17 protein-coding genes are annotated in these 21,310 nt (G+C 39.6%); 7 read left to right on the top strand and 10 right to left on the bottom strand.

Going from position 1 to position 21,310, the window contains the following annotated elements; translation table 11 throughout:
- Positions 1-37 precede the first annotated feature (37 nt).
- Positions 38-1,435, bottom strand: a complete 1,398-nt coding sequence (locus tag QL995_RS10220) for a PhoH family protein (RefSeq protein WP_004335475.1) — start codon at positions 1,433-1,435, stop codon at positions 38-40.
- 305 nt (positions 1,436-1,740) lie between these two features.
- Between QL995_RS10220 and rapA the strand changes: the two genes are divergently transcribed.
- The gene (rapA, locus tag QL995_RS10215; RefSeq protein WP_290294108.1) at positions 1,741-4,635 is read left to right on the top strand and encodes an RNA polymerase-associated protein RapA; all 2,895 of its coding nucleotides are present in this window, start codon (positions 1,741-1,743) and stop codon (positions 4,633-4,635) included.
- A gap of 335 nt (positions 4,636-4,970) precedes the next feature.
- A complete protein-coding gene (locus tag QL995_RS10210; protein ID WP_007581974.1) occupies positions 4,971-5,744 on the top strand; it encodes a YggN family protein in 774 nt (257 codons plus the stop codon).
- A gap of 98 nt (positions 5,745-5,842) precedes the next feature.
- On the opposite strand, the gene QL995_RS10205 is transcribed toward QL995_RS10210, so the two are convergent.
- Complete coding sequence (locus QL995_RS10205) at positions 5,843-8,272, bottom strand: zinc-dependent metalloprotease (protein WP_290294107.1); 2,430 nt, start codon at positions 8,270-8,272, stop codon at positions 5,843-5,845.
- A 154-nt stretch (positions 8,273-8,426) separates the two neighbouring features.
- Between QL995_RS10205 and QL995_RS10200 the strand changes: the two genes are divergently transcribed.
- Positions 8,427-9,395, top strand: a complete 969-nt coding sequence (locus tag QL995_RS10200; RefSeq protein WP_166376454.1) for a class 1 fructose-bisphosphatase — start codon at positions 8,427-8,429, stop codon at positions 9,393-9,395.
- 275 nt (positions 9,396-9,670) lie between these two features.
- Here the strand turns inward: QL995_RS10200 and QL995_RS10195 are convergent, their stop codons facing one another.
- Positions 9,671-9,997: a hypothetical protein gene (locus QL995_RS10195; RefSeq protein WP_007581969.1), complete on the bottom strand. Its 327-nt coding sequence runs from the start codon at positions 9,995-9,997 to the stop codon at positions 9,671-9,673.
- 43 nt (positions 9,998-10,040) lie between these two features.
- Here QL995_RS10195 and QL995_RS10190 point away from each other — a divergent pair, with 43 nt between their 5' ends.
- Positions 10,041-10,400, top strand: coding sequence for a DUF5522 domain-containing protein (locus QL995_RS10190; RefSeq protein WP_169044315.1), 360 nt, complete (start codon positions 10,041-10,043; stop codon positions 10,398-10,400).
- 159 nt (positions 10,401-10,559) lie between these two features.
- Here the strand turns inward: QL995_RS10190 and QL995_RS10185 are convergent, their stop codons facing one another.
- The 7 genes from QL995_RS10185 to QL995_RS10155 all read right to left on the bottom strand — a co-directional run bounded on the left by QL995_RS10185 (position 10,560) and on the right by QL995_RS10155 (position 18,100).
- Positions 10,560-11,393 (bottom strand): sulfurtransferase, encoded by an 834-nt coding sequence (locus QL995_RS10185; protein ID WP_290294106.1) that lies wholly within the window; start codon positions 11,391-11,393, stop codon positions 10,560-10,562.
- On the bottom strand, positions 11,393-12,559 hold the full coding sequence (locus QL995_RS10180) for a capsular biosynthesis protein (RefSeq protein WP_024590655.1): 1,167 nt from the start codon (positions 12,557-12,559) through the stop codon (positions 11,393-11,395). The genes QL995_RS10185 and QL995_RS10180 overlap by 1 nt, the downstream gene beginning before the upstream one ends.
- A 105-nt stretch (positions 12,560-12,664) precedes the next feature.
- Positions 12,665-13,084: a group 1 truncated hemoglobin gene (locus tag QL995_RS10175; protein ID WP_007581961.1), complete on the bottom strand. Its 420-nt coding sequence runs from the start codon at positions 13,082-13,084 to the stop codon at positions 12,665-12,667.
- Positions 13,084-13,917 (bottom strand): DUF3034 family protein, encoded by an 834-nt coding sequence (locus tag QL995_RS10170; protein ID WP_024606990.1) that lies wholly within the window; start codon positions 13,915-13,917, stop codon positions 13,084-13,086. Before QL995_RS10170 ends, QL995_RS10175 begins: the two co-directional genes overlap by 1 nt.
- A complete protein-coding gene (locus tag QL995_RS10165; protein ID WP_290294104.1) occupies positions 13,904-16,219 on the bottom strand; it encodes an EAL domain-containing protein in 2,316 nt (771 codons plus the stop codon). Before QL995_RS10165 ends, QL995_RS10170 begins: the two co-directional genes overlap by 14 nt.
- Positions 16,212-16,874 (bottom strand): methylamine utilization protein, encoded by a 663-nt coding sequence (locus QL995_RS10160; RefSeq protein ID WP_007581955.1) that lies wholly within the window; start codon positions 16,872-16,874, stop codon positions 16,212-16,214. The genes QL995_RS10165 and QL995_RS10160 overlap by 8 nt, the downstream gene beginning before the upstream one ends.
- A 122-nt stretch (positions 16,875-16,996) precedes the next feature.
- Positions 16,997-18,100: a phosphoribosylaminoimidazolesuccinocarboxamide synthase gene (locus tag QL995_RS10155; protein ID WP_010553317.1), complete on the bottom strand. Its 1,104-nt coding sequence runs from the start codon at positions 18,098-18,100 to the stop codon at positions 16,997-16,999.
- Between the two features lie 178 nt (positions 18,101-18,278).
- Between QL995_RS10155 and QL995_RS10150 the strand changes: the two genes are divergently transcribed.
- Genes QL995_RS10150 through QL995_RS10140 form a run of 3 tightly spaced genes read left to right on the top strand, consistent with a single transcriptional unit; the run spans position 18,279 to position 21,305 of the window.
- Positions 18,279-19,349 carry a CDP-glycerol glycerophosphotransferase family protein gene (locus QL995_RS10150; RefSeq protein WP_290294103.1) on the top strand — a complete coding sequence of 357 codons (1,071 nt, stop codon included), beginning with the start codon at positions 18,279-18,281 and terminating at the stop codon, positions 19,347-19,349.
- A 7-nt stretch (positions 19,350-19,356) separates the two neighbouring features.
- A complete protein-coding gene (locus tag QL995_RS10145; protein WP_007581947.1) occupies positions 19,357-20,055 on the top strand; it encodes an ABC transporter ATP-binding protein in 699 nt (232 codons plus the stop codon).
- Positions 20,052-21,305 (top strand): ABC transporter permease, encoded by a 1,254-nt coding sequence (locus tag QL995_RS10140; RefSeq protein WP_290294102.1) that lies wholly within the window; start codon positions 20,052-20,054, stop codon positions 21,303-21,305. Before QL995_RS10145 ends, QL995_RS10140 begins: the two co-directional genes overlap by 4 nt.
- Positions 21,306-21,310 lie beyond the last annotated feature (5 nt).

Genomic DNA, 21,310 nt, shown 5'->3' with positions numbered 1-21,310 from the left:
AATCGATAGACTATCGAGCCAATTTGTTAAGCGCAAGTTATAAATTTTCTTCTGCAAATGACGCTAAGCGACTACGTACAACACCGTTGAGGTTTATAGTTGCGCTGCCTTCAAAGTTTTTAAAGCGCTCTACTATGTACGTTAAGCCCGATGTTACTGGCGTTAAATAGTTACTATCAATTTGCGCCAAGTTACCCGTACAAATTAATTTAGTACCTTCGCCGCAGCGGGTAATAATCGTTTTAAGTTGAGATGCCGTTAAATTTTGGCTCTCATCTAAAATGACCACCGCATTTTGAATACTACGCCCACGCATAAAGTTAACCGATTTAAACTGAACATTAGCCTTCTCCATAATGTAGTTTCGGCTTGATATCGGATTTTCGTCGCCTTTGTGCAATACCTCCAGCGTATCGGTAATGGCTGCAAGCCATGGCGCCATTTTTTCCTCTTCGGTGCCTGGTAAAAAGCCAATGGACTCTGCTATTTCTGGCGTATTACGGGTAACTATTACTTTATCGTAAATACCTTTTTCGATGACCATTTCAAGGGCGCTGGCAAGCGCTAACAAGGTTTTACCACACCCCGCAGGGCCGGTTAAAATAACAAGTTCAATACTTGTATCTAGCAGCGCATCAAGCGCCATTCCCTGATAAATATTTTTGGGCTTAACGCCCCATGCTTGTTGATGCATTAAACGCTCAACACCAATATCTTTTAGCGTTATGTGCTCGTCATCGTACGATTTAACACGCGCCGCAAACTGATCCCCTCCATCAAGTAAATATTCATTACAAAATACATCAGGTATTAAGTTTTTAGGCACATGATGAAACGTATCTCGTCCGTGTTGCTCAGTATTACACTCCCCTACATGGTCCCAAAAATCACCTTCAATTTTTTTATAACCACTAGTGAGTAAGCTGATATCGTCAATAAGTTGATCGGTACGGTAATCCTCAACATATTTAAGCCCTGCGCCTTTGGCCTTTAAACGCATGTTTATGTCTTTTGTTACTAATATAACTTTTGAATCACTGTGCTGCTTTTGTAAATACACGGCGCAATTAATAATACGATGGTCGTTTTCGTTACCCGGCAAACCAGAAATGGAGTCGGCAAATAAATGGTCGTTTACAATAATAAGCGTACCCGCAGAACTCGCTTTTGCCTTTTTGTTACTCGGCAGCGCCACGCCTTGTAGCATTTGTTCAGGCGTTGCATTTTTAAGTACTTCATCTAATCCACGAATAGCGACGCGCGCATCACGACTTACGTCGTGTTTTCTGTCTTTTATGTGGTCAAGCTCTTCAAGCACTGTCATCGGAATTACAACGTCATGTTCTTGAAAAGACAAATAAGCGAGGGGTTCGTGAAGTAGTACGTTGGTATCTAGCACATACATTTTACTTTCAAGGTTCGAAGCTTTTTCCATAGCACTTTCCTTACGTTTTATGATTTTTATGCTATACCAAAATAACTAAGTAAAACGGGCAAAACTTAAACCTGCAATACTTAATTGCCAAGGCATAATGTAAGTTTAGTCTATTTGTCATAAAAGTCCGTTTTATTACAAACTGTAATTAGTTTTGATTTACCTAAAAAAGAGTCATAAACAAGTTGTTTTAATAGTAATAATTAACACTTACAAAATTAATTAAAAGTGAGCCAAATAGCGCCTTGCAGTGGTGTTAGCTTACAGGTAACATAGCCGCCTTTTTCATCATAGACGAGACATACATGAATTTTTCCTTAGGTCAGCGTTGGATCAGTGATACAGAGTCAGATTTAGGATTAGGCACCGTTGTTGCCATTGAAGGCCGTCAGGTCAGCATATTATTTCCTGCCAGTGGTGAGAGCCGTGTTTATTCTTCGGCAGAAGCACCTGTTACCCGTGTGGCATTTAATCCTGGCGATGTGATCAAAAGCGTTGAAGAATGGGAATTAGAAGTAGAGTCTATTGAAGTACAAGGCGAGTTACTGTGTTATCACGGCACCCGTGTTGATAACGGCGAAACTGCCAAGCTTAAAGAAACCTTTTTAGATCATTTTATTAAGTTTAATAAACCACAAGATCGTTTATTTGCGGGCCAAGTCGATCGTTTTGATCGCTATACACTTCGCTACCAAACGTGGTTACATAAATTTGAACGTGAACAATCGCCTATTAAAGGCTTAATTGGTCAACGTGCTAATCTTATTCCGCACCAGCTTTATATTGCCCAAGAAGTGGGTAAACGTTTTGCACCACGCGTACTTTTATCAGATGAAGTAGGCCTTGGTAAAACAATTGAAGCAGGCATGATTTTACACCAACAAATTATTAGTGGTCGTACGAGCCGCGTACTTATTGTTGTACCAGAAAATCTACAGCACCAATGGTTAGTAGAAATGCTACGCCGCTTTAACTTACACTTTTCTATTTTTGATGAAGAACGCTGCGACGAAGCGTTTGCAGATTCTCCAAACGTGTTTGATACAGAGCAACTAGTACTTACCAGTCTTGAATTTTTAACCAAGAAAAAACGCTGGTTTGAACAAGCAACGCTTGCTGATTGGGATTTACTAGTTATAGATGAAGCCCATCACCTAAGTATAAATAACGGCAAGCCAAGCTCAGAGTATCAACGTATGGCAGAGCTTAGCCAAGATATTCCGGGCCTTATTTTACTTACCGCAACGCCTGATCAACTTGGTCACAGCAGCCACTTTGCACGTTTGCAGTTACTCGACCCTGATCGTTTTTACGACTACGACGTGTTTAAAGAAGAAGAAGCAAATTATAAAGACGTTGCTGAAGCTGCAAATCAATTACTGCAAGAGCAAGGGCTAGACGACACAGCCAAAGCCACACTAATTGAGCTATTAAAAGAAACCGATATTACTGATATTCTTGAAAAAGCACAGCAAGGTGATTTACCGGCACGTAAAGAAATACTTAACATGCTGCTCGATCGCCACGGCACAGGTCGTATATTATTCAGAAATAGCCGCAGCGGCATTGATGGCTACCCAAGTCGTAAATTACACGCCTACCCTATGGCACTGCCAAAACAGTATAAAACGGCTATGTCGGTTCTCGGTAATATGGGCGGCATTCAAAACCCTGAACTAAGTGCACACCGCGCTCTTTTTCCTGAAAAAATATTTCAAGAGTTTGAAGGCGAAAGCGCAAGCTGGGGTCTATTCGATCCACGTGTAGATTGGTTAATCGACACTCTTAAAACGCTTAAGCGCGAAAAAGTACTACTTATATGTGCTAAAGCTGAAACAGCTATCAGCCTTGAGCAAATACTGCGTGAGCGCGAAGCAATTAAAGCGTCGGTATTCCACGAAGGTATGTCTATTATTGAGCGTGACCGCGCTGCTGCATTTTTTGCAGACGAGTACGATAATGCACAAATATTACTGTGTTCAGAAATTGGCTCAGAAGGTCGTAATTTCCAGTTCTCGCATCACTTAGTACTGTTTGATTTACCACTGAACCCAGATTTACTAGAGCAGCGTATTGGTCGATTAGACCGTATAGGTCAAACACAAGATGTGAACATTCATGTGCCATATTTTGAAAACACCGCTCAAGAAGTATTGCTACGTTGGTACAACGAAGGTCTAGACGCATTCGAATCTACCTCGTCAACAGGACAAATGCTTTATAAAGAGTTCCGTGATGATCTACTTGAATATATTTCTGCGCATAACTGCGATGAAGACGAACTCGATCCATTACTTGAGCAAGTAGCACAGCAAAATGCAGTACTGCGTAAAAAAATGGAAAGCGGACGAGATCGTTTACTAGAGCTACATTCATCGGGTCAAGGTGCTGCAGATTCACTTGTAGCTGAAATCGAAAAACTCGACAATCAGTTTGAATTACCAAGCTACATGATCAACGTGTTCGACACATTTGGCGTAAGCCAAGAAGATAAAGGCGAAAATACCATTATCTTAAAGCCAACTGAGCATATGTTAAACCCATCATTCCCATCGCTTAAAGAAGACGGTATGACCGTTACCTTTGATCGCGATACGGCACTTTCGCAAGAAGACGTGCACTTTGTTAGTTGGGATCACCCAATGGTGCAAGGCACCATGGATATGATTTGTGACGACGACTTTGGTAGCGCATCGGTTGCATTGCTTAAAAACAAAAAGTTACCGCCTGGTACCTTTTTTGTTGAGCTTATTTTTGTTGCAGAAGCAATGGCACCAAAAGTATTACAGGTTGGTCGCTTTTTACCGCCTACACCAATTCGTATATTGCTTGATAAAGCAGGTAATAATTTAGGTGAGAATGTGGCATTTGAAGGCTTTAATCAGCAGTTATCTGCCGTTGGCCGCCAAACAGCAAGTAAACTTGCGGGCGCATTGCAAAGTGCTGTTCACCCTATGATTACTACCGCTAAAGATATGGCACAAGAAAAACTTGAAGTTATTCGTGCAGCGTCGCTTGTTAAAATGCAAACGTCACTCAGTGAAGAGCAAGAACGACTTGTTGCCCTTAAGCAGATTAACCCGAATATTCGCCAAGAAGAAATTACCTTCTACGATAAGCAACGCAACGACCTAACTACGTATATTGAAAAAACGCAGTTACAACTTGATGCAATTCGATTAATAGTAGTTTCACACTAGAGATTTTGGCTTTTAACCGCTAGCCTTCTAAGCTGACTCCAGAGTAAATTTGGAGTCAGCTATTAAAAGCTTAATTAACTAAATAGCTGTATCTTTTCAAAACTTCACTTAAAAACCACGTGTTCTTATTTACATGTGAGCTAATTCCACCTCTTTAGCCTCATACTAAGTCCTTTGTTGTGCTATCTATTTTTCTCAACATAGCCGTATCTAAAAACTCAAGCTGCGCTCTATGCAGCTATTGTGTGAGATAGTTGATAGGTTTATTTTCCCTTGCATAAAGTTGTTTTTTTGTTAACCTACTCGCCTTCCATTTTAGTCTTTTTGAGGTGTTTATGGCGTTTCTATCTCGTTCGATATTGGCGTTGTCCATAGCGCTCTCAAGCAGCAGTGTCTTTGCTCAAGCCCAATGCGATGTTGAATTACGTCATGGTTTAATTATTACTGACGATGCAATTCGCATATTAGATAAAGGCCAGACTCGTGTACAAATTAATAACAATAACCAACTATTTATTCGCGGTTATTGGGTTGATTTAAGCGATGACGAAAGCAAAGTACTCGAACAGTTTAGTAATGGTATTCGCCACACAGTCCCCGAATTAGTAAATCTGGCTACAGATGGTGTTAACTTAGGTTTAAGCGCTATTGAACACGTAGTTGAAGGTATGTCAGACAAAGAACCTGAAGTACTTAAAACACAACTAAAGTATGTAGAGCGCGCGCTAATGGATAAGTTTAAGCGCGGCGATGACTTCTTTTTTATAGCCCCTCAATCACTTTCGCAAATAGATGATTTTTTTACTAAAGAGATCAGCCAGCAAATTCACTCTGCAGTGCATGGATCGTTAGGTGCTATTTTGGTATCACTCGGAGATGCGTTTAAATCGCGCGAAGGTAATATAGAAGATCGCATTAACGACATGGGGCAACGCATGGATATTATCTCAAGAGAAATTGATAAGTCGCTACAAAAAAAGGCGCATCAATTAGAGCTTAAAGCTTCTGAGTATTGCGAATGTTTAAATGCACTCGATGTAACCGAATCTCGCTTACAAGCAATAGTACCTGGTATGGCCGATTACGATTTAGTGCAAATAAAGTCTTAGTGTACGTATTCGTTTTTAGAATAAAATAACACCGAGTATAAATATACTCGGTGTTTTGCTTTATGATTGATTAAAAATAAGCGCTTCTACTTTTTATTCTAAATTGGTGAGCCCGGTGGGATTGGCAGCACTTTAAAGTTATTTGGCCATTGCCCTTTAATTAAAAACTGATTTACTTGCTCAGCTAAATATTGTTTAAACGCACTCTCGCCAGTACTTGTATGGCTCAGCATTGAGTTTTGGTTAAAGTCTTCACTCAACTTAACTAGGTAGTAACGTAACTGCGCTTGCACTTCAGGGCTTGCACTATCGCTTGCTACTAAATCAGCCATAGCTTTTGCTGTTAAAAATTGCACGCGCTGAGTGATTTTACCTATCATTGTATTAGGTGATGACACGTTAAACACTTGGCTATATAGCTCCTCAAGTAACTCATCTAAACTATAAAAGTCATTACTACGCGCTTGTTGCTGCGCTAAGCGATTTAAACGCTGTGCATTTAATAAAAGCGACAAGCTGTGCTGTGCTGCAACCTCGGGTAATGCCATTGCATCGAGCGTTAACCCTGTGCGCCCAACTATGCTCTCGCGCGATTTAGACTCGCCATATGCTTTTGGCGGAATTAGCGATAACACAGATTCAGGAAGTAATAAGTTACTTGGCTTAAGCGTTGCAAAAATAGCGTTTACTGCTTCTTGCTGTGTTTTTTTATTAACGACTTGTGCGCCTTTTACGGGTGAGTCACCGCGTGTTTCGTATTCGTAATCAACACCGGCTATAAGTTTCACTGCAGCCTCAACCTGAAAACGGTGAAACAGATAAAGCGGAACTAGTTTTTCTTCTAATTGCGATAATGAGTCGCCCGTTTTAATATTATTAATACCAAACTGCGAAAGCGCTTTTTTACGTACGTCGAGTACTCTTAAAAGCTCCTGCGAAGGATTAGTGCCATTATCCCATAAGTGAGCTGTTGGATGCGCGCCACCTTTAGCACGAGCGTCGCTATCTGATATAAACTCAAGGCCTTTGGCTTTGTTCTCTTTTAAAATAGCAGCAAGTTCTGCGCTTTCATCTTGGTTAGTAAAATCGCTATAGCCATATTTAATTACTTGGGTATCCCACACGCCCATGCCTGTTGCATAGCCGAGCGTTACATCAAGCTTACCTTGTTCATTAAAACTAAGTAGCGGATGTGGGTAATCCATTACTGAGGCTCTATCCCCTACCGATGCTGCAAAGTTATGAGAAATACCTAACGTGTGGCCAATTTCATGTGCGCTTAATTGGCGAATACGATCAAGCGCCATTGCTTGCAAGTTTTTAGCAACTTCATTGCCTTTTAAATAAGGAGCAGCGAGTGCTTCGGCTATTAAAATATCTTGGCGAACACGCAATGAGCCGAGTGTTACGTGCCCTTTAAGTATTTCACCTGTACGTGGGTCGATTACCGAACTACCGTATGACCAACCACGCGTTGCACGGTGTACCCATTGAATGACGTTGTAACGAATATCCATAGGGTCGGCGCTACTTGGCAGCACTTTTACTATAAATGCATTTTTATATCCTGCAGCAGTAAATGCATCGTTCCACCACTTTCCACCTTCAAGCAAAGCGCTTTTAACGGGCTCTGGAACGCCAGGATCGAGGTAATAAACAATTGGTTTAACAGGCTCACTAATAGGTAAGCTTGAATCCTTTTTAGTTAAACGATGGCGCGGTATATAACGCACGTACATAGAGTCACCAAGCGGCGCTGCGTAATCTTTATGTTCTATACTCCAAAAACCTGATTGCGGATTAAACTTACGGGGCGTGTAGTTATCATCTGGTAATTGAATAAGTGAATGATGCATATGAACAGTAAGCGCATAAGGGTCGGCACTTACTTGGCGAACAAATTCACCTGGTTTTGTGCCCTTAAATGTAAGTACGGCTTCAAGCTCGGTGTTTTTTACAAATGCTTTTGAGCGATTCATATAAACGGCGCTACGTGATTCATCAAGGCTAAAGTTGCCTTGCTTACGTGCAGCAAGCGTGCGGCTTACGCCATGTACATCACTTAATAAATAAGGCGTATAATCAATAAGTGCTGTAGCTTTATCTTCTGCGACCACTTTAAAACCAGCAAGTATACTTGATGCAAACGCCTCTTTAATGCTTTGCTGCTCAGCCTTATTACTTGTGTTGGCACGATAGTAAGTATTTACAGCCCGCAGCATTACTTTGTCACCAAAACGCTCAAACTGCACAAGGTGAGTATTACCAAGCTGACCCCTATCAAGGCCTATGTCGTTAGAGCCAATACCGTAAGGCAAGCTTTGCTGCAGTAAAAATTGTTGTTCAAACTTATCAACTTTTAAATATACTTTTCCGTTTTGGGTATCGTAAAAAAACGAATAATAGCCCGGAAAATGATTCATTTGCGTAGTAAATTCATCAATTGACTTAATTGCTGCGTGCGCTTGAGTTATGATAGAGCACAGCACAGTAAAGAATATGTAACTTAGTAGTGGTATTTTTTTCATAATCTTATCTTTGTTATTTGTGTTTTAAGTACGATTAGGTGGTCCCATTATAGGGTGCTATTTAAACAATACAGTTATTTAAGACGAATTTCAGCGCTCTAAGCTAATCTCTCTCACATTATGATTGGTTTTAACACGTTATCAGGAAAATAGAATGCGTAGACTCCCCCCAGTATTACTTGAAGATGGTTGTTCAAGAGAACTTTTATCATTAATTCGAACAATTTTAGCGGCATGTAAAGAAATTTCGTTTCGCGTTGGTCAAGGCGCGCTTTCTGGCGTATTGGGCTCAACCCTTGATGAAAACATTCAAGGTGAAACTCAAAAAAAGCTCGATGTATTATCTAATCAGCTGTTAAAAGATATTTTACTGGAATCAGGTACGGTTAAAGCAATCGCTTCTGAAGAAGAAGACTACACAGTAGCAGGTAACCCAGACGCTAAATTTATAGTGGCATTTGACCCACTCGATGGCTCGTCAAATACCGATATTAACTCACTTGTGGGTACTATATTTTCCATTATGGAAGCGCCTGAAGGCTCAGACGCTGCTGATGAAAGCATTTTCATGCAGCCAGGCCACAAGCAAGTTGCAGCAGGTTACGTACTTTACGGCCCGTCAACAATGCTTGCGCTGACTACAGGTAAAGGCACGCGCATGTTTACCCTTGATAAAACACAAGGCAGCTTTTTACTTACACAAGATTTTGCCGAAATCCCTGCTGATACAAACGAATTTGCCATTAATACGTCTAACCAACGCCATTGGCAACCAGCTATGCAAAACTATATCAATGATTTGCTAGCAGGCGATACAGGCCCGCGCGCTAAAAACTTTAATATGCGCTGGATTGCAGCAATGGTGGGCGATGTGCATCGCGTACTTAGCCGTGGTGGTTTGTTTACTTACCCTACCGACACTAAAGATCCTAAAAAGCCAAATAAATTACGCCTACTTTACGAAGCAAATCCAATGGCTATGTTAGTAGAGCAAGCTGGCGGTATCGCATCAACCGGTACCGAGCGTATTATGGATATTCAGCCTGATGCAATCCACCAGCGTGTAGCCGTTATTTTAGGTTCTAAAAACGAAGTAGAAACGTGCTTGGGATATCATAAATAATCGCTTAAAACGATTGTCTTCAATTTAAAAAACCGCATTCAATTGAAGTGCGGTTTTTTTGTAGGTGAGGTTTTACACCTCGCTTTTTAAACACCAAAGCCACGTTACATGAGCGCGAAGTAAATTCGCACCTACAGGGTTGCATATATTGTAGGTGAGGTATTACACCTCGCTTTCTAAACACCAAAGCCACGTTACATGAGCGCGAAGTAAATTCGCACCTACAGGGTTGCATATATTGTAGGTGAGGTTTTATACCTCGCTTTTTAAACAAATCAAATTTTTACTAACGCAACTATTTGAGCAAGCTTTTGATGATTAAGCTCTCCCATTTGCTCGCTATTACTGAGCGCATAAATAAAACCTTCATGCTCTGCACAATCAATGTCATCTCGCGATTCAATTACGTTTGCCCAAAGCTCTAAATCATCTAAGTCTATTTCGTTACTTAAACAGCGTTTAAGGACATCGATTAAAACCTCGGTTGAGAGAGTATAATGAGTTTTATTGCTATCAGCAGGGCTTGAAACGATAACCGATATAGCTTCGTCCCTTTGCTCACCAAATGTAATAAATTCAGCTAATGCTTTTTGTGTATTCATAATATTTGTTATTCTTGGCTCACTGTTACTAAAAAGAATTATAATGACTGAACTTAACTGCACTCAATGCCACAGTACTCTAACGTGTAATGTAGACGATATATCAGCGTGTTGGTGCAATGAGCTGCCGGCTATTTTACCGCTTGATATCACAGCAACAAGTTGTTTATGCCGCAAGTGCACGCTTAATAGAATAAATACTTTTTTAGAGGGTGTTTATACACAACCTATTAAAACCCAAATAGACTTTGCAAAACAATTTAGAGGTAACGACAATTTAATTGAAGGGCTCGACTACACCATGCAAAGTGGTTACATGATATTTAGTAAGTGGTTTTTTTTAAAGCGTGGTTCGTGCTGCAAAAATGGTTGTAAAAATTGCCCTTATGGTTTTAGAAAATAAAAACCATTTAATACAAATACGAGCAAACATTGGTTTTTACCTTCTCATTTTCTTCTCTTTCACTTCTCCTTGTGAGTAATATTTTAAATGCTGTTATTCACAAAGAGGTTTAGAGGCGCTGCGTTTTTAACGTGAGCAAGCTTTACATATCCAACACGTCTACTTTTCTCCCGTGGCGATGGGCAATGAATCACTTGCGCCCCACTCACTCCACGAGCCATCAAAAACACTTAAATTACTGTAACCACATTCAGTAGCAAATAACGCTAAAACACAGGCTGTAATACCTGAGCCACAGCTAAATTGTAGCTGCTGTGCATCCCCGACCACGTCATTAAATATCGCTTTAATTTCAGTAAGTGGTTTTGCTTCACCTTTATTAAGTAAATCCATAAAAGGTAACGAGCGACTATTTGGGATATGCCCGCTACGCATGCCTTTTCGGGGTTCACTTTCTTCGCCTGTAAAACGCTTATAAGCACGTGCATCTAGCAATGCAGTGCTGGGCTCATCGATTACGTCAACCACTTGTTGGCTATTAATAAAATACGCAGAGTTATAGTTTGCCGTAAAATCACCTTTACCTGACGCTTTGCTATAACCTTGTTGTGTGGCGTAATCGCTCTCTAACCACTTTTTAAGGCCACCACTGAGTACTTTAACATTGTGATGCCCCATAGCTTTAAACATCCACCACGCTCTTGCTGCGCTAAATAAACCGCCATCTTCGTATACAACTATAAACGAGTCGTTATTTACACCTGCATTTTGCATCATGTGGGTAAACTGCTGCTCGCTGCATACCATACTTGGTAAGGGATTTGATCTATCGGCCAATTCGTTTTTTATGTCAAAACGTTTAGCGTTAGGCAGCATTGCTTGCGGCGAATAAGTACCCAAAACACCTGGGCGCAGCATACCTGCATCAAATATCACTAATGCAGGATTATTAAGTTGCTCGTGTAATTGCTGACAGCTAATTAGGTTTTTCACTACGATTCCTTATCACCATGATACTTAGCAAACTCGTCATTACCCGTAAAACGCGCTTCAATCGCTTTAATGTGTTTATCTTCAGTGTGTTTCCAAACGCCAGGAATACAATATACATGTTCAATAAAGCTAAAAAACTTATCCTTTAATAATGTATTTGGTTGCCAGCCCTGCACTACTTCGTTCATATTCTCTGCTAGCTGCTCTGCAGTGCTTGCATGCTTTACCAAACCCTCAATGTTGTAACAGGCTTGTCCAAGAGTTAAAACTCGTTTATTGAGCAGCAATGCTTCTAAGCCGACCGTTGAATTAATCGTTAATACGGCTTCAGCGCACTTAATCAAATCACTTGTTTGATTTCCATTAGCAAAAATTGCAATCGGATCTTTTTCATAAAGATGAGCGTAATGTTTATGCCACGACGGATGCTCTTTAAAAACCACTTTTAAACTTGGATCGTTTAAGCTTTTGACCGCTTTAATCACCTCGTCGTAAAACATGTCCATAGAGTTTATCCACGGAGAAAAGCTAGCTAATTGAGTATCGTGAGGTACTTGAAAAGGCGCAAATATATAGCGTTCTGGCACATCGGCGCATTCAAATTCACAGCGCTTTTTATGATCAGCTCTTGGAATTAAATCCGGCGCACAAAAGTTTAGCTTATTTTGTGGGTCAAAATTTAGGTAAAAAGAAGGGTCACGGCTTAACGACGCATTATAGTTAATACCATTAGGGTCTAAACTGCTTGTACCGGGTAGTAAACCATTTTCATAATAAAACTGCTTAACACCTAATGCTTTTGCAGCCATAGCAACGGTCGTATTTGGAAGTTTATTGCCGTTCCAAATAACAATGCAGTCAGGATTAGTCTCGGTTAATAAGGCTAAATACTTAGCGTATCGTAATCGTTCAAATAAAACTAACCCAGCACTGTAAACAGCAGTAATAATAGGACTATTCCAGATAGCATTACGTGCTCTTTTGCGTTTTAGCTGAGAGTTAACTACATCAGTAAAATTAACTTGAAACGCATCTTTTAAATACTTAACAGCAGAAAGCTTAGGGGCTCCCATGATATGTAATTGGCAATCCATCGACAATTTTTTGATTATTTTTCTATAGTATTTTGCGTGTACATTTTTGCGAGAGATAAATAGGTAAGCCATACAAGCTATATTTGCCAATTATTGTTTTTATGAAATAATTCTAAGTGGACAATGACATCAAAGCAAGGTTCCCTTTACTTAATAATTACTTTAAAGCCTTTATGGCTACATTTTTATAATTTCACCACGAAGTGGTGCCATTCTAGAGAGAATATCGTTTTGCAAACTATGGCTAATGTTCTGCTCATTCATTGCATTTATAAGTAAATCAACCACATGATTAAAGTCTTTCTCTGTAATATGCATACCTGTATGGATTGCTACCATAGAGTCGCCATCGTATGTACATGGGCCTTCTACTAACATACACATATGAGTAATAAACCCTTGGCGAAAGTACGCTATATTGCTGTGTTCAAAGTAATGAATTATCTGCTCGTCATTACCTATTTGATAGATAAAGCTATCAACAATTCTGCCTATCCCCGCTTTACCATCGAGCTTTTGATAAAGCGATAATTGTGTTGAGCTAGCACAACTACAAAGCAATCCTACGCATACTATAAAAATACCAACGCTTTTCATTACCAATACCCTGTTACCGATAAATACCAACCTGTTTGATCGTCAGCTCCTGCAATGCTTCCTAAATCAAGGTAAGCCGCTGTCACACTTACGTGCTTATTAGGCATCCATGCTACAAATAAGTCTTTCCAATCTTGTTCGCCTAAGTTTAAGTTATTTGATTTTTGACGATACTCAACACCTACGGCTACTTCACGACTAAAAAATATAGCTGTGCTGCCTTCAAATAGCACTTTACCACTACCATTTTCTCCACCGTAGCCAAGCAAACCAAGTTGATTAGCTTCGCTGTATCGTGTAGTTACGTTCCAAAACCAGTTATAACCAGCAATGGCCCCTAAATGTAATTTACTAGCAGCGAGGTAATAGTCAGTGCCGCTAGTATCTTCTGCGCCTACAAGTGTTGCAATACTGCCATCATCCAGTGATTTATGCTGAATACCTAAGCTAAGTTGTGGCCAATCACTGTAAACAATATCGCCATATAAACGTATTTTAGCACCTGTAATTGACTGCTCTATTTCAGCATCAAGTGCTGGTACATCAAAGCGCTGTTGGGCATAACTGAGCTCAACACGATTAAATAAATTAAGTTGTGCACCACATACGTCAAGTGTGTAGTCGGTTACATCTGCGCGGCTACAAAAGCCATTTACCGAAAATTCGTCATCACTTGCGTACCCAGCAAGTTGTGCCCACGGTACAATACCGCCGCCGCCACTGCCTTCAATTTGAGAAACTCCCGGCGTAGCTAGCAGTTTTCCATTGCTTGCAATGCTCGGTACACTAATTATTAAAAACAAACTTGCTAATAAGTATTTAATTTTTTTCATAGTATTCCTCCAGCCATTCTTCTAATAGTTCTGCTTTTAAAGGCCTACTTAAGTAATAGCCTTGTGCATGGTCACACTGCATACCTCTAAGTAAATTTAATGAGCCAAGTGTTTCAACCCCCTCAGCTACAACCGAGAAACCTAGCTGATGCCCCAACGTAATTGATGATTGCACTATAAATTGATCTTTTTGCGATTCATCAAGTTTTAGAATAAAGCACTTATCTAGCTTAAGCTCATCAATCGGTAACATTTTTAATCGACCAAGTGATGTTTGCCCTACACCATAATCATCTAATGATATTTTAACGCCAATTGCCTTTAAGTTTTCGAGCGCTTTAATACCTTTTTCTTCGTTTTCGATCATATCACGCTCAGTAAGCTCAATAGTGATCAGCTTAGGATCTACTTTGTACTTTTTAAGCGTACGAACTAATGCAGCATGAAAGCCCGGAAATGCTATGTCTTGCGCAGATACATTTATTGCAGCCTGTAAGTTTATATTTTTAAACTGCCAATCAGCTACTTGTGCTACAACCGTATTAACAACCCACCCGGTAAGCTCAACAATAAGGCCCGACTGCTCAGCTAAATCAATAAACAGTTCAGGATTAACCCAGCTACCATCTTTTCGCTGCCAACGAATAAGTGACTCAACTTTATCTATTTTTTGCGTTTTCATGTGTAATTTTGGCTGATAGGTCATAAATAGCTGACCATCATCATCACTAATAGCCTGCTTTAATTCATCAAGCATTATTAAGCGCTCTAAGTGCGCCTCGTCTTCACCATTTTGATAATAATGTATGCTCTCTTGTGTGTTTGCAGCACTTTCAACAGCAATTAGCACGCGGCGCATTAAGTCATCACTTGCAACTCCTTGGGTAGGATACTGCACAATGCCCGCACTAAAGCGTAAGTTAATTTTTAGTTTTTGAATGGTGTAGCACGCTTGTAATTGTGCCATTAAGCCAACAATCCCGCTTTTGTGTTCGCGCGCTGCAGCCGTCGGAAACACAGTTAAAAACTCATCGCCGCCAATACGAGCATGAAAGCCCCCTAACTCATCCGAAAACTCACTTATTCTGCAAGCAACCGCCTTTAGGCAGTCATCACCAATGCGCGGACCGAGCTTATCGTTTATATGGCGAAGACCTTTTATGTCTATTGCAACGAGCGTATACTCGGCTGATGAATCTAACTCATCATCAAGCACCTCAAGCATGGCTGAGCGGTTATAAAAGCCTGTTAGGGAGTCGTGTCTGGCTTGAAAACTAATTTGTTGCTCGCGCTGATTAATATCATTACCCATGCTATCAAACGCTGCGACTAGCGTGTCTATTTCGGTACTTTGCCTTCGCCCTTTAAATTCAAAAGCATAATTACCTTGTGCAAATTGCCTTGCTATTACAGCTAGTTGAGTAAGTGGCGTAGTTAAATTATTTGCAAATATGCTGCTCGTAATAACACCTACAAACATAGTTAAAATAGCTAAAATAATAAGTGTAAAAAGAAGTTTTTCGAAGTCACTATAACTTTGTGTTAAATCGGCGCTCAGTAAAATAATTATAGGATGGGTCAACAACGATGGTAAATCTATATCTCGGTTACGATACACCAAATACTCACCAAAAAACCGCGAAGTGGTTACGGTACTAAAATAGCTAACAGGTTCAAATTGCTCAGGGCGATTAGCTAATGAACTAATAACAATATCGTCAGCGCTACCTATAAAGCTCACATCCATGCCTGTTAAGCTTTTTAGTTCATGGGCTACATTGTCATCAATTTTAAAGCCCACCAAACTATAGGCCACTGTACGTGGCGCTCTTACGGGTAATAAAATAATTTGGTAAAGCTCGTTATTAAGCACCACAAAACTAGACTCTTCTGGCGCACTTAAAAGCTCTTCCATTAACGGCTTTAAGTTATGTGCAAAAGCGTCTTCGTCAGTATTGGCGGAAATTAGCTTACCCGATAAATCAAGTAACAGCATTAATTCGGCATCAATACGTTGGCTATGATTAAACAACACACTGCTTATTGTCCCGGCATCCCGCGTTGCTACAGCTTGCTTAAAACCAAAGTCGGAGGTGAGTACTTTTGCTGCGGTTAGTAGTAGGCTTTCTTTTGATTTTAAATATTGCTTATAAACATTTTGCGCTACGGTAATGTCTTGATTTACTTTTTCTTCTTGAAACTTACTCGTAGACCACCAAAAACTAAACAAGCTGACCATAGTGGTTAATAACACTAAGCCAACACATAAAATGGTTATGCGATTTCGTAAACTATTAGTCATTACCAGCCTTAAACTTACTACCAAAGGTATTTCTAGGTGCTGGGGTCGATGTGTTTACTGTTATCTGTAACTGTTTTTGAGAATTAATTGTTATCATTTTTTTATTCTCCAATGGCGCTGTTTGTAAAGGGTGCCACACACTCACTTGTGCAGGCAGCGTATTAATAGGCAAACTAACATAGCCTTTTTTATCTGTTTTATATACGGATTCACTACTCGCTACATAGATATAGCCAACCATAGAGTCATGAATATTACACCCTAAAACAACAACCCCTTGTTGCTCAAACGTAATGGGCTCTTTTGGTTGCCCTGAATATAATCTTAGTTGAAAAGGCTTAGCTTGTGAAAAAGAATAAACATGATGGCGAATATTATCGCTGTTAGGAAAGTTAACTTTTTGACCCTGTTGTACAACTAATAATTCGGGTAAAAACTGCTTATGGACTTGATCCATTATAGCAATGGGCAAATTTGATGGTGTGGCTTGTTTGTCAGCAATATTAAGCTCAACCACTGCACCTGATAACTTTTGGCCGTGTTGATCTTCTATTACTAATTCAATATTCGCACTTAAAGCAAACTGACTAAAAAACAAACCTATAGCTAAAAAGTAATGACTTTTAGCAAACTTTTGCAATGCCCGTTCAAACATAACAACACCTAAATATTAATGTTAGGTTAAGTTAATTAGAGACGAGCACTAATTGCAAGAATTATAGCCCAGTAACTAAAAATAAAGACTTAGTTACTGGCTTTGTTAGCACTTAAGTGCTGCTATTTAACGATTAATCCGTAATCGTTATCTAAAATAGTAATTACTTCTTGGCGAGGATTCTCTGGGATCACAATATCTTTACCTACAATTTTGCTCGCTATGCCAACATAGGTATTTGACACTTCAAGCATTACTGATTCTGGTAAAATATAATCTTTTGCTAATTGCTCACGCTCACTCATGCGATCTTTATTTAATAATACGTCGCTCTCTGGCACATTATTAATAAGTAATTGGCGAAAACCTTCTTTAGAATTTTCAACAATTTTACCATTTTTGTATGCAGCTTCATCCCAAATACGTGACGAATCAGGCGTGCCTACTTCATCAATATATATAAGCTGTTGCGCGCCATTTAAATCCTCTACATAACCAAACTCAAATTTTGTATCTACAAAAATTTGGTTAAGCTTCGCTAGCTCATCACTAATTAATTTAAAACCTTCAACTAACAGTTTTTCGTATTTGGTTACGTCATCTGCCGATTTAAAGTTAAATACATCTAAGTTATTAGTAATGTTAGCGCGAGTTATATTTACATCATCAACTGGCGGAATATCAGCAACGCCTTCAATAATACCTTTTGTTGATGGCGTAATTAAAACGTTATCAAGCTTTTGGTTCGCTTTTAAGCCTTCTGGCAAGTCAATACCACAAAAGTTACGTATGCCTTTAGCGTAGTCACGCCACATGCTACCCGTAATATATTGGCGAGCAATTGCCTCTACTTTTACTGTACTGGCTTTGCGTACAATCCACACATACGGATGCGGAATATCAACAATATGATTACCCGCAAGGCCTGCTTTATCAAATAACTTAAACCAATGGGCTGCCACTGAGTTTAAAGCTATACCTTTACCTGGTACGCCATTTAAACCGTTTTCGCCTTGCCAAATGCAATCAAATGCAGAAATTCGGTCTGAAATAACCATAATAGCAAGCTCAGTACCAGTCGGTACTTGATAGCCTTTATCTTTAATTAATCGAGCGCTGTCTTCATCAGTTAACCAATAAACTGAACGAACTTTACCGCTGTGTACTTCACCTTTGGTACGAATGGGTAAATCATCGTTTACGTCTAAAACTTTATAGCTAGTCATGCTATCTCCGGGGTTAGGGATGCTCTTTGAGCAAAGTATGGTATGGGGTTATATGGGCTGTATAATAATCTAGCCAACCTCAAAGCTCAATCGGATGCTTAAAACAAATAAAGGCATATATTTATAAGCGAGTCGCAATGGGGTAAACTTAATGTGCCAACCAGCCTGAGGAGATAGCTTGAACTACTTAACTGCCACTAAAAATAAAAAATACTTGATGTATATCTCTCAAAATTATTCGTACGCTATCTTGAGGCCTATTCAGGCTGCAGTACTAGCTAATGGTGGCGAAGTGCGCTGGTTTTTAGCGGGTAACGAAGTAAACCCCGATTTTTTAACCACAAACGAGCAGCGTTTACATACCATAAAAGATGTTAAAAGCTGGGCTCCAAACATTACATTTATACCGGGCAATATAATTCCTAATTTTATTCCTGGTAAAAAAGTGGCTGTATTTCACGGGTTCAATTCAGGAAAATTAAATCGGAAAGGGCAAGAGGATCACTTTAACATTCGTGGTTGTTACGATTTATATTGTACGCAAGGTCCAAATACAACAACCCGATTTAAAGAGCTAGCTAAGCAGCATGGTTTCTTTAAAGTAACTGAAACTGGCTGGCCAACACTCGATCCACTTTTTAGCAATACTTCAAATAATCCTTATGTAAGTGACGACCCTCGCCCTACTTTACTTATATGCTCTACTTTCTCACGAAAGCTATCACTTGCTCCTAAATTATATGAGCAAATAAAACATTTTAGTGAACAAGGTAAGTGGCGTATTTTGATGCAATTTCATCCTAAAATGCCTGCTGAATGGGTTAATAAATACAAAGCGCTGAGTAACGAAAGTCTAACATTTATTGAAACCGATAACGTTTTGCCGTTATTGCAAGCTGCCGATGTTATGCTGTGCGATACATCGTCAGTTCTTTTAATGTTTTTACTACTGCGTAAACCGGTAGTCACATTTTGTAATCAAAAACCACTTCCTCATTTACTTGATATTACCGACGCTGATGAAGTAGAAGCAGCTATTGAACACGCGCTTACTAAACCTAGTGATTTAATGCAAAATATTAAAAGCTATTGCCAGGAACTTCATCCGTATACCGATGGTCAATCTAGCCAACGCGTATTAAATGCAGCTAATGAATTTTTACAAAGTAACGAAAAACTAAAACCCAAGCCATTAAATATAATAAGACAGCTAAAAATGCGCAAAGATCTAAACTACTGGGGTTGGTAACAAGATAATGATAAACCTAAAAAACGTAACTTTTAAGTGGCATAAAAGCGATAGCTCACCCACGCTCAACATAAAAGAGCTAGTTATCGAAAAAGGTGAGCATATTTTTTTACACGGTCCTAGTGGCTCAGGTAAATCGACCTTATTAGCGATTCTTGCTGGCATTAATACAGCCACTAGCGGTGAGGTATCAATTTTAGACAAAAACCTAACTACATTAAGCAATACTACCCGTGATGTTTTTAGAGCGGATCACATTGGCTACATTTTTCAAAACTTTAACCTGCTTCCTTATTTAACTCCCATTGAAAATATAACGCTTGGGTGTGAGTTTTCAAAAAGCCGAAAACAAAAAATATTAAAGCAATCATCAAATAAAAGCTCTGCCTTACAAAAAGAAGCGATGCGGTTATTAAATGCTTTAGGCCTTACTGCGCAGTATCACCATAAAGATGTAGCGACATTGAGTATTGGACAGCAACAGCGCGTTGCTGCCGCTCGCGCATTTATAGGCAGCCCTGAATTAATAATTGCTGATGAGCCCACCTCTGCACTCGATACAAATAACCGTGAAAGCTTTATAAAGTTACTGTTTGAGCAGGCAAAGTTATCTAATAGTACGCTGGTATTTGTGAGCCACGATGAAACACTAAAGCCTTTATTTGACCGCTCCATTGACCTTATAAGCTTGCAGGAACAAGTATGATTCTCGCTAAACTTGCTTACAAAAGCTTATTAAACCGCCGCGCAAGTGTACTGCTTACATTATTTACTATCGCAATTAGTGTAATGCTACTTTTAAGTATTGAACGTGTACGAATTGATGCTAAAAGTAGTTTTAGTAATACTATTTCGGGCACTGATTTAATTGTTGGTGCGCGTACCGGCGACATACAGTTGCTGCTTTCGTCAGTATTTAGAATTGGCCATACTAATAACGGCGTAAGCTGGAAAAGTTATGAATACATAACAAGTCAGCGAGGCGTAAAATGGAGCATACCTATAAGCCTAGGCGACAGCCATAAAGGCCAAGCGGTACTAGGCACAACACTTGATTACTTTAGCCATTATCGCTTTGCAAAAAAACAAAATTTAACCTTTAACAAAGGCTACCCTTTTGCTGCAATTAACGAAGTGGTGCTAGGTAGTGAAGTTGCAAATAAATTAGGTTATAAACTTAACGACTCTATTGTTATATCGCACGGTATGGGGAACACCAGTTTTCATCATCATGACGATAACCCATTTAAAGTCGTTGGTATTTTAAACCCTACAGGCACGCCTGTTGATAAAACGCTGCATATTCCTTTGGCTGCAATCGATTTAATTCACGGCGGTAAAGCGAGCCTTGAGCATGAGCATGAGCATGAGCATGGCGAACATAACAACCTAGTTGGGCACCCAAAACAAATCACAGCTTTTTTAATGGGATTCAAATCGCCTTTATACACACTACAAATTAGACGCAATATAAATCAATATAAGCCAGAAGCCTTGCTTGGGATTATGCCAACCGTAACACTTAAAGAGTTATGGGAAATGCTCGCCATAGTAGAAAAAATACTTTTGCTATTCTCAGCTGTTGTCGTGTTAGTAAGCCTACTTGGCATGTTAACGACATTGCTTGCAAATTTAAGTCAGCGTCGCCGCGAACTTGCTATATTACGTTCGGTGGGCGCTCGCCCTTGGCATTTATTTACACTTATAAGTATTGAATCATTACTGACAACTTTACTTGGTTGCCTAGTGGGTAGTGCGCTTTACTATTTAGTTATTTTTTCAGCCGGCGGTTACTTACAAAGCCATGCCGGTATAAGCGTAAATATCACAATGCTCTCTTACTATGAACTGGGCTTAATCGGGGTTATTATGGCCGCAGGTTTTATTATTGGCTTAATACCCGCTACTCGCGCTTATTTTTATTCACTCAGCGATGGCATGAGTATAAAAGCATAATTTTT

The sequence above is a fragment of the Pseudoalteromonas sp. APC 3358 genome (assembly GCF_030408075.1).
Lineage (GTDB): Bacteria > Pseudomonadota > Gammaproteobacteria > Enterobacterales > Alteromonadaceae > Pseudoalteromonas > Pseudoalteromonas arctica.
The sequence above is the reverse complement of the archived record's forward strand: the minus strand, read 5'-3'. Positions and strand labels throughout refer to the sequence as shown.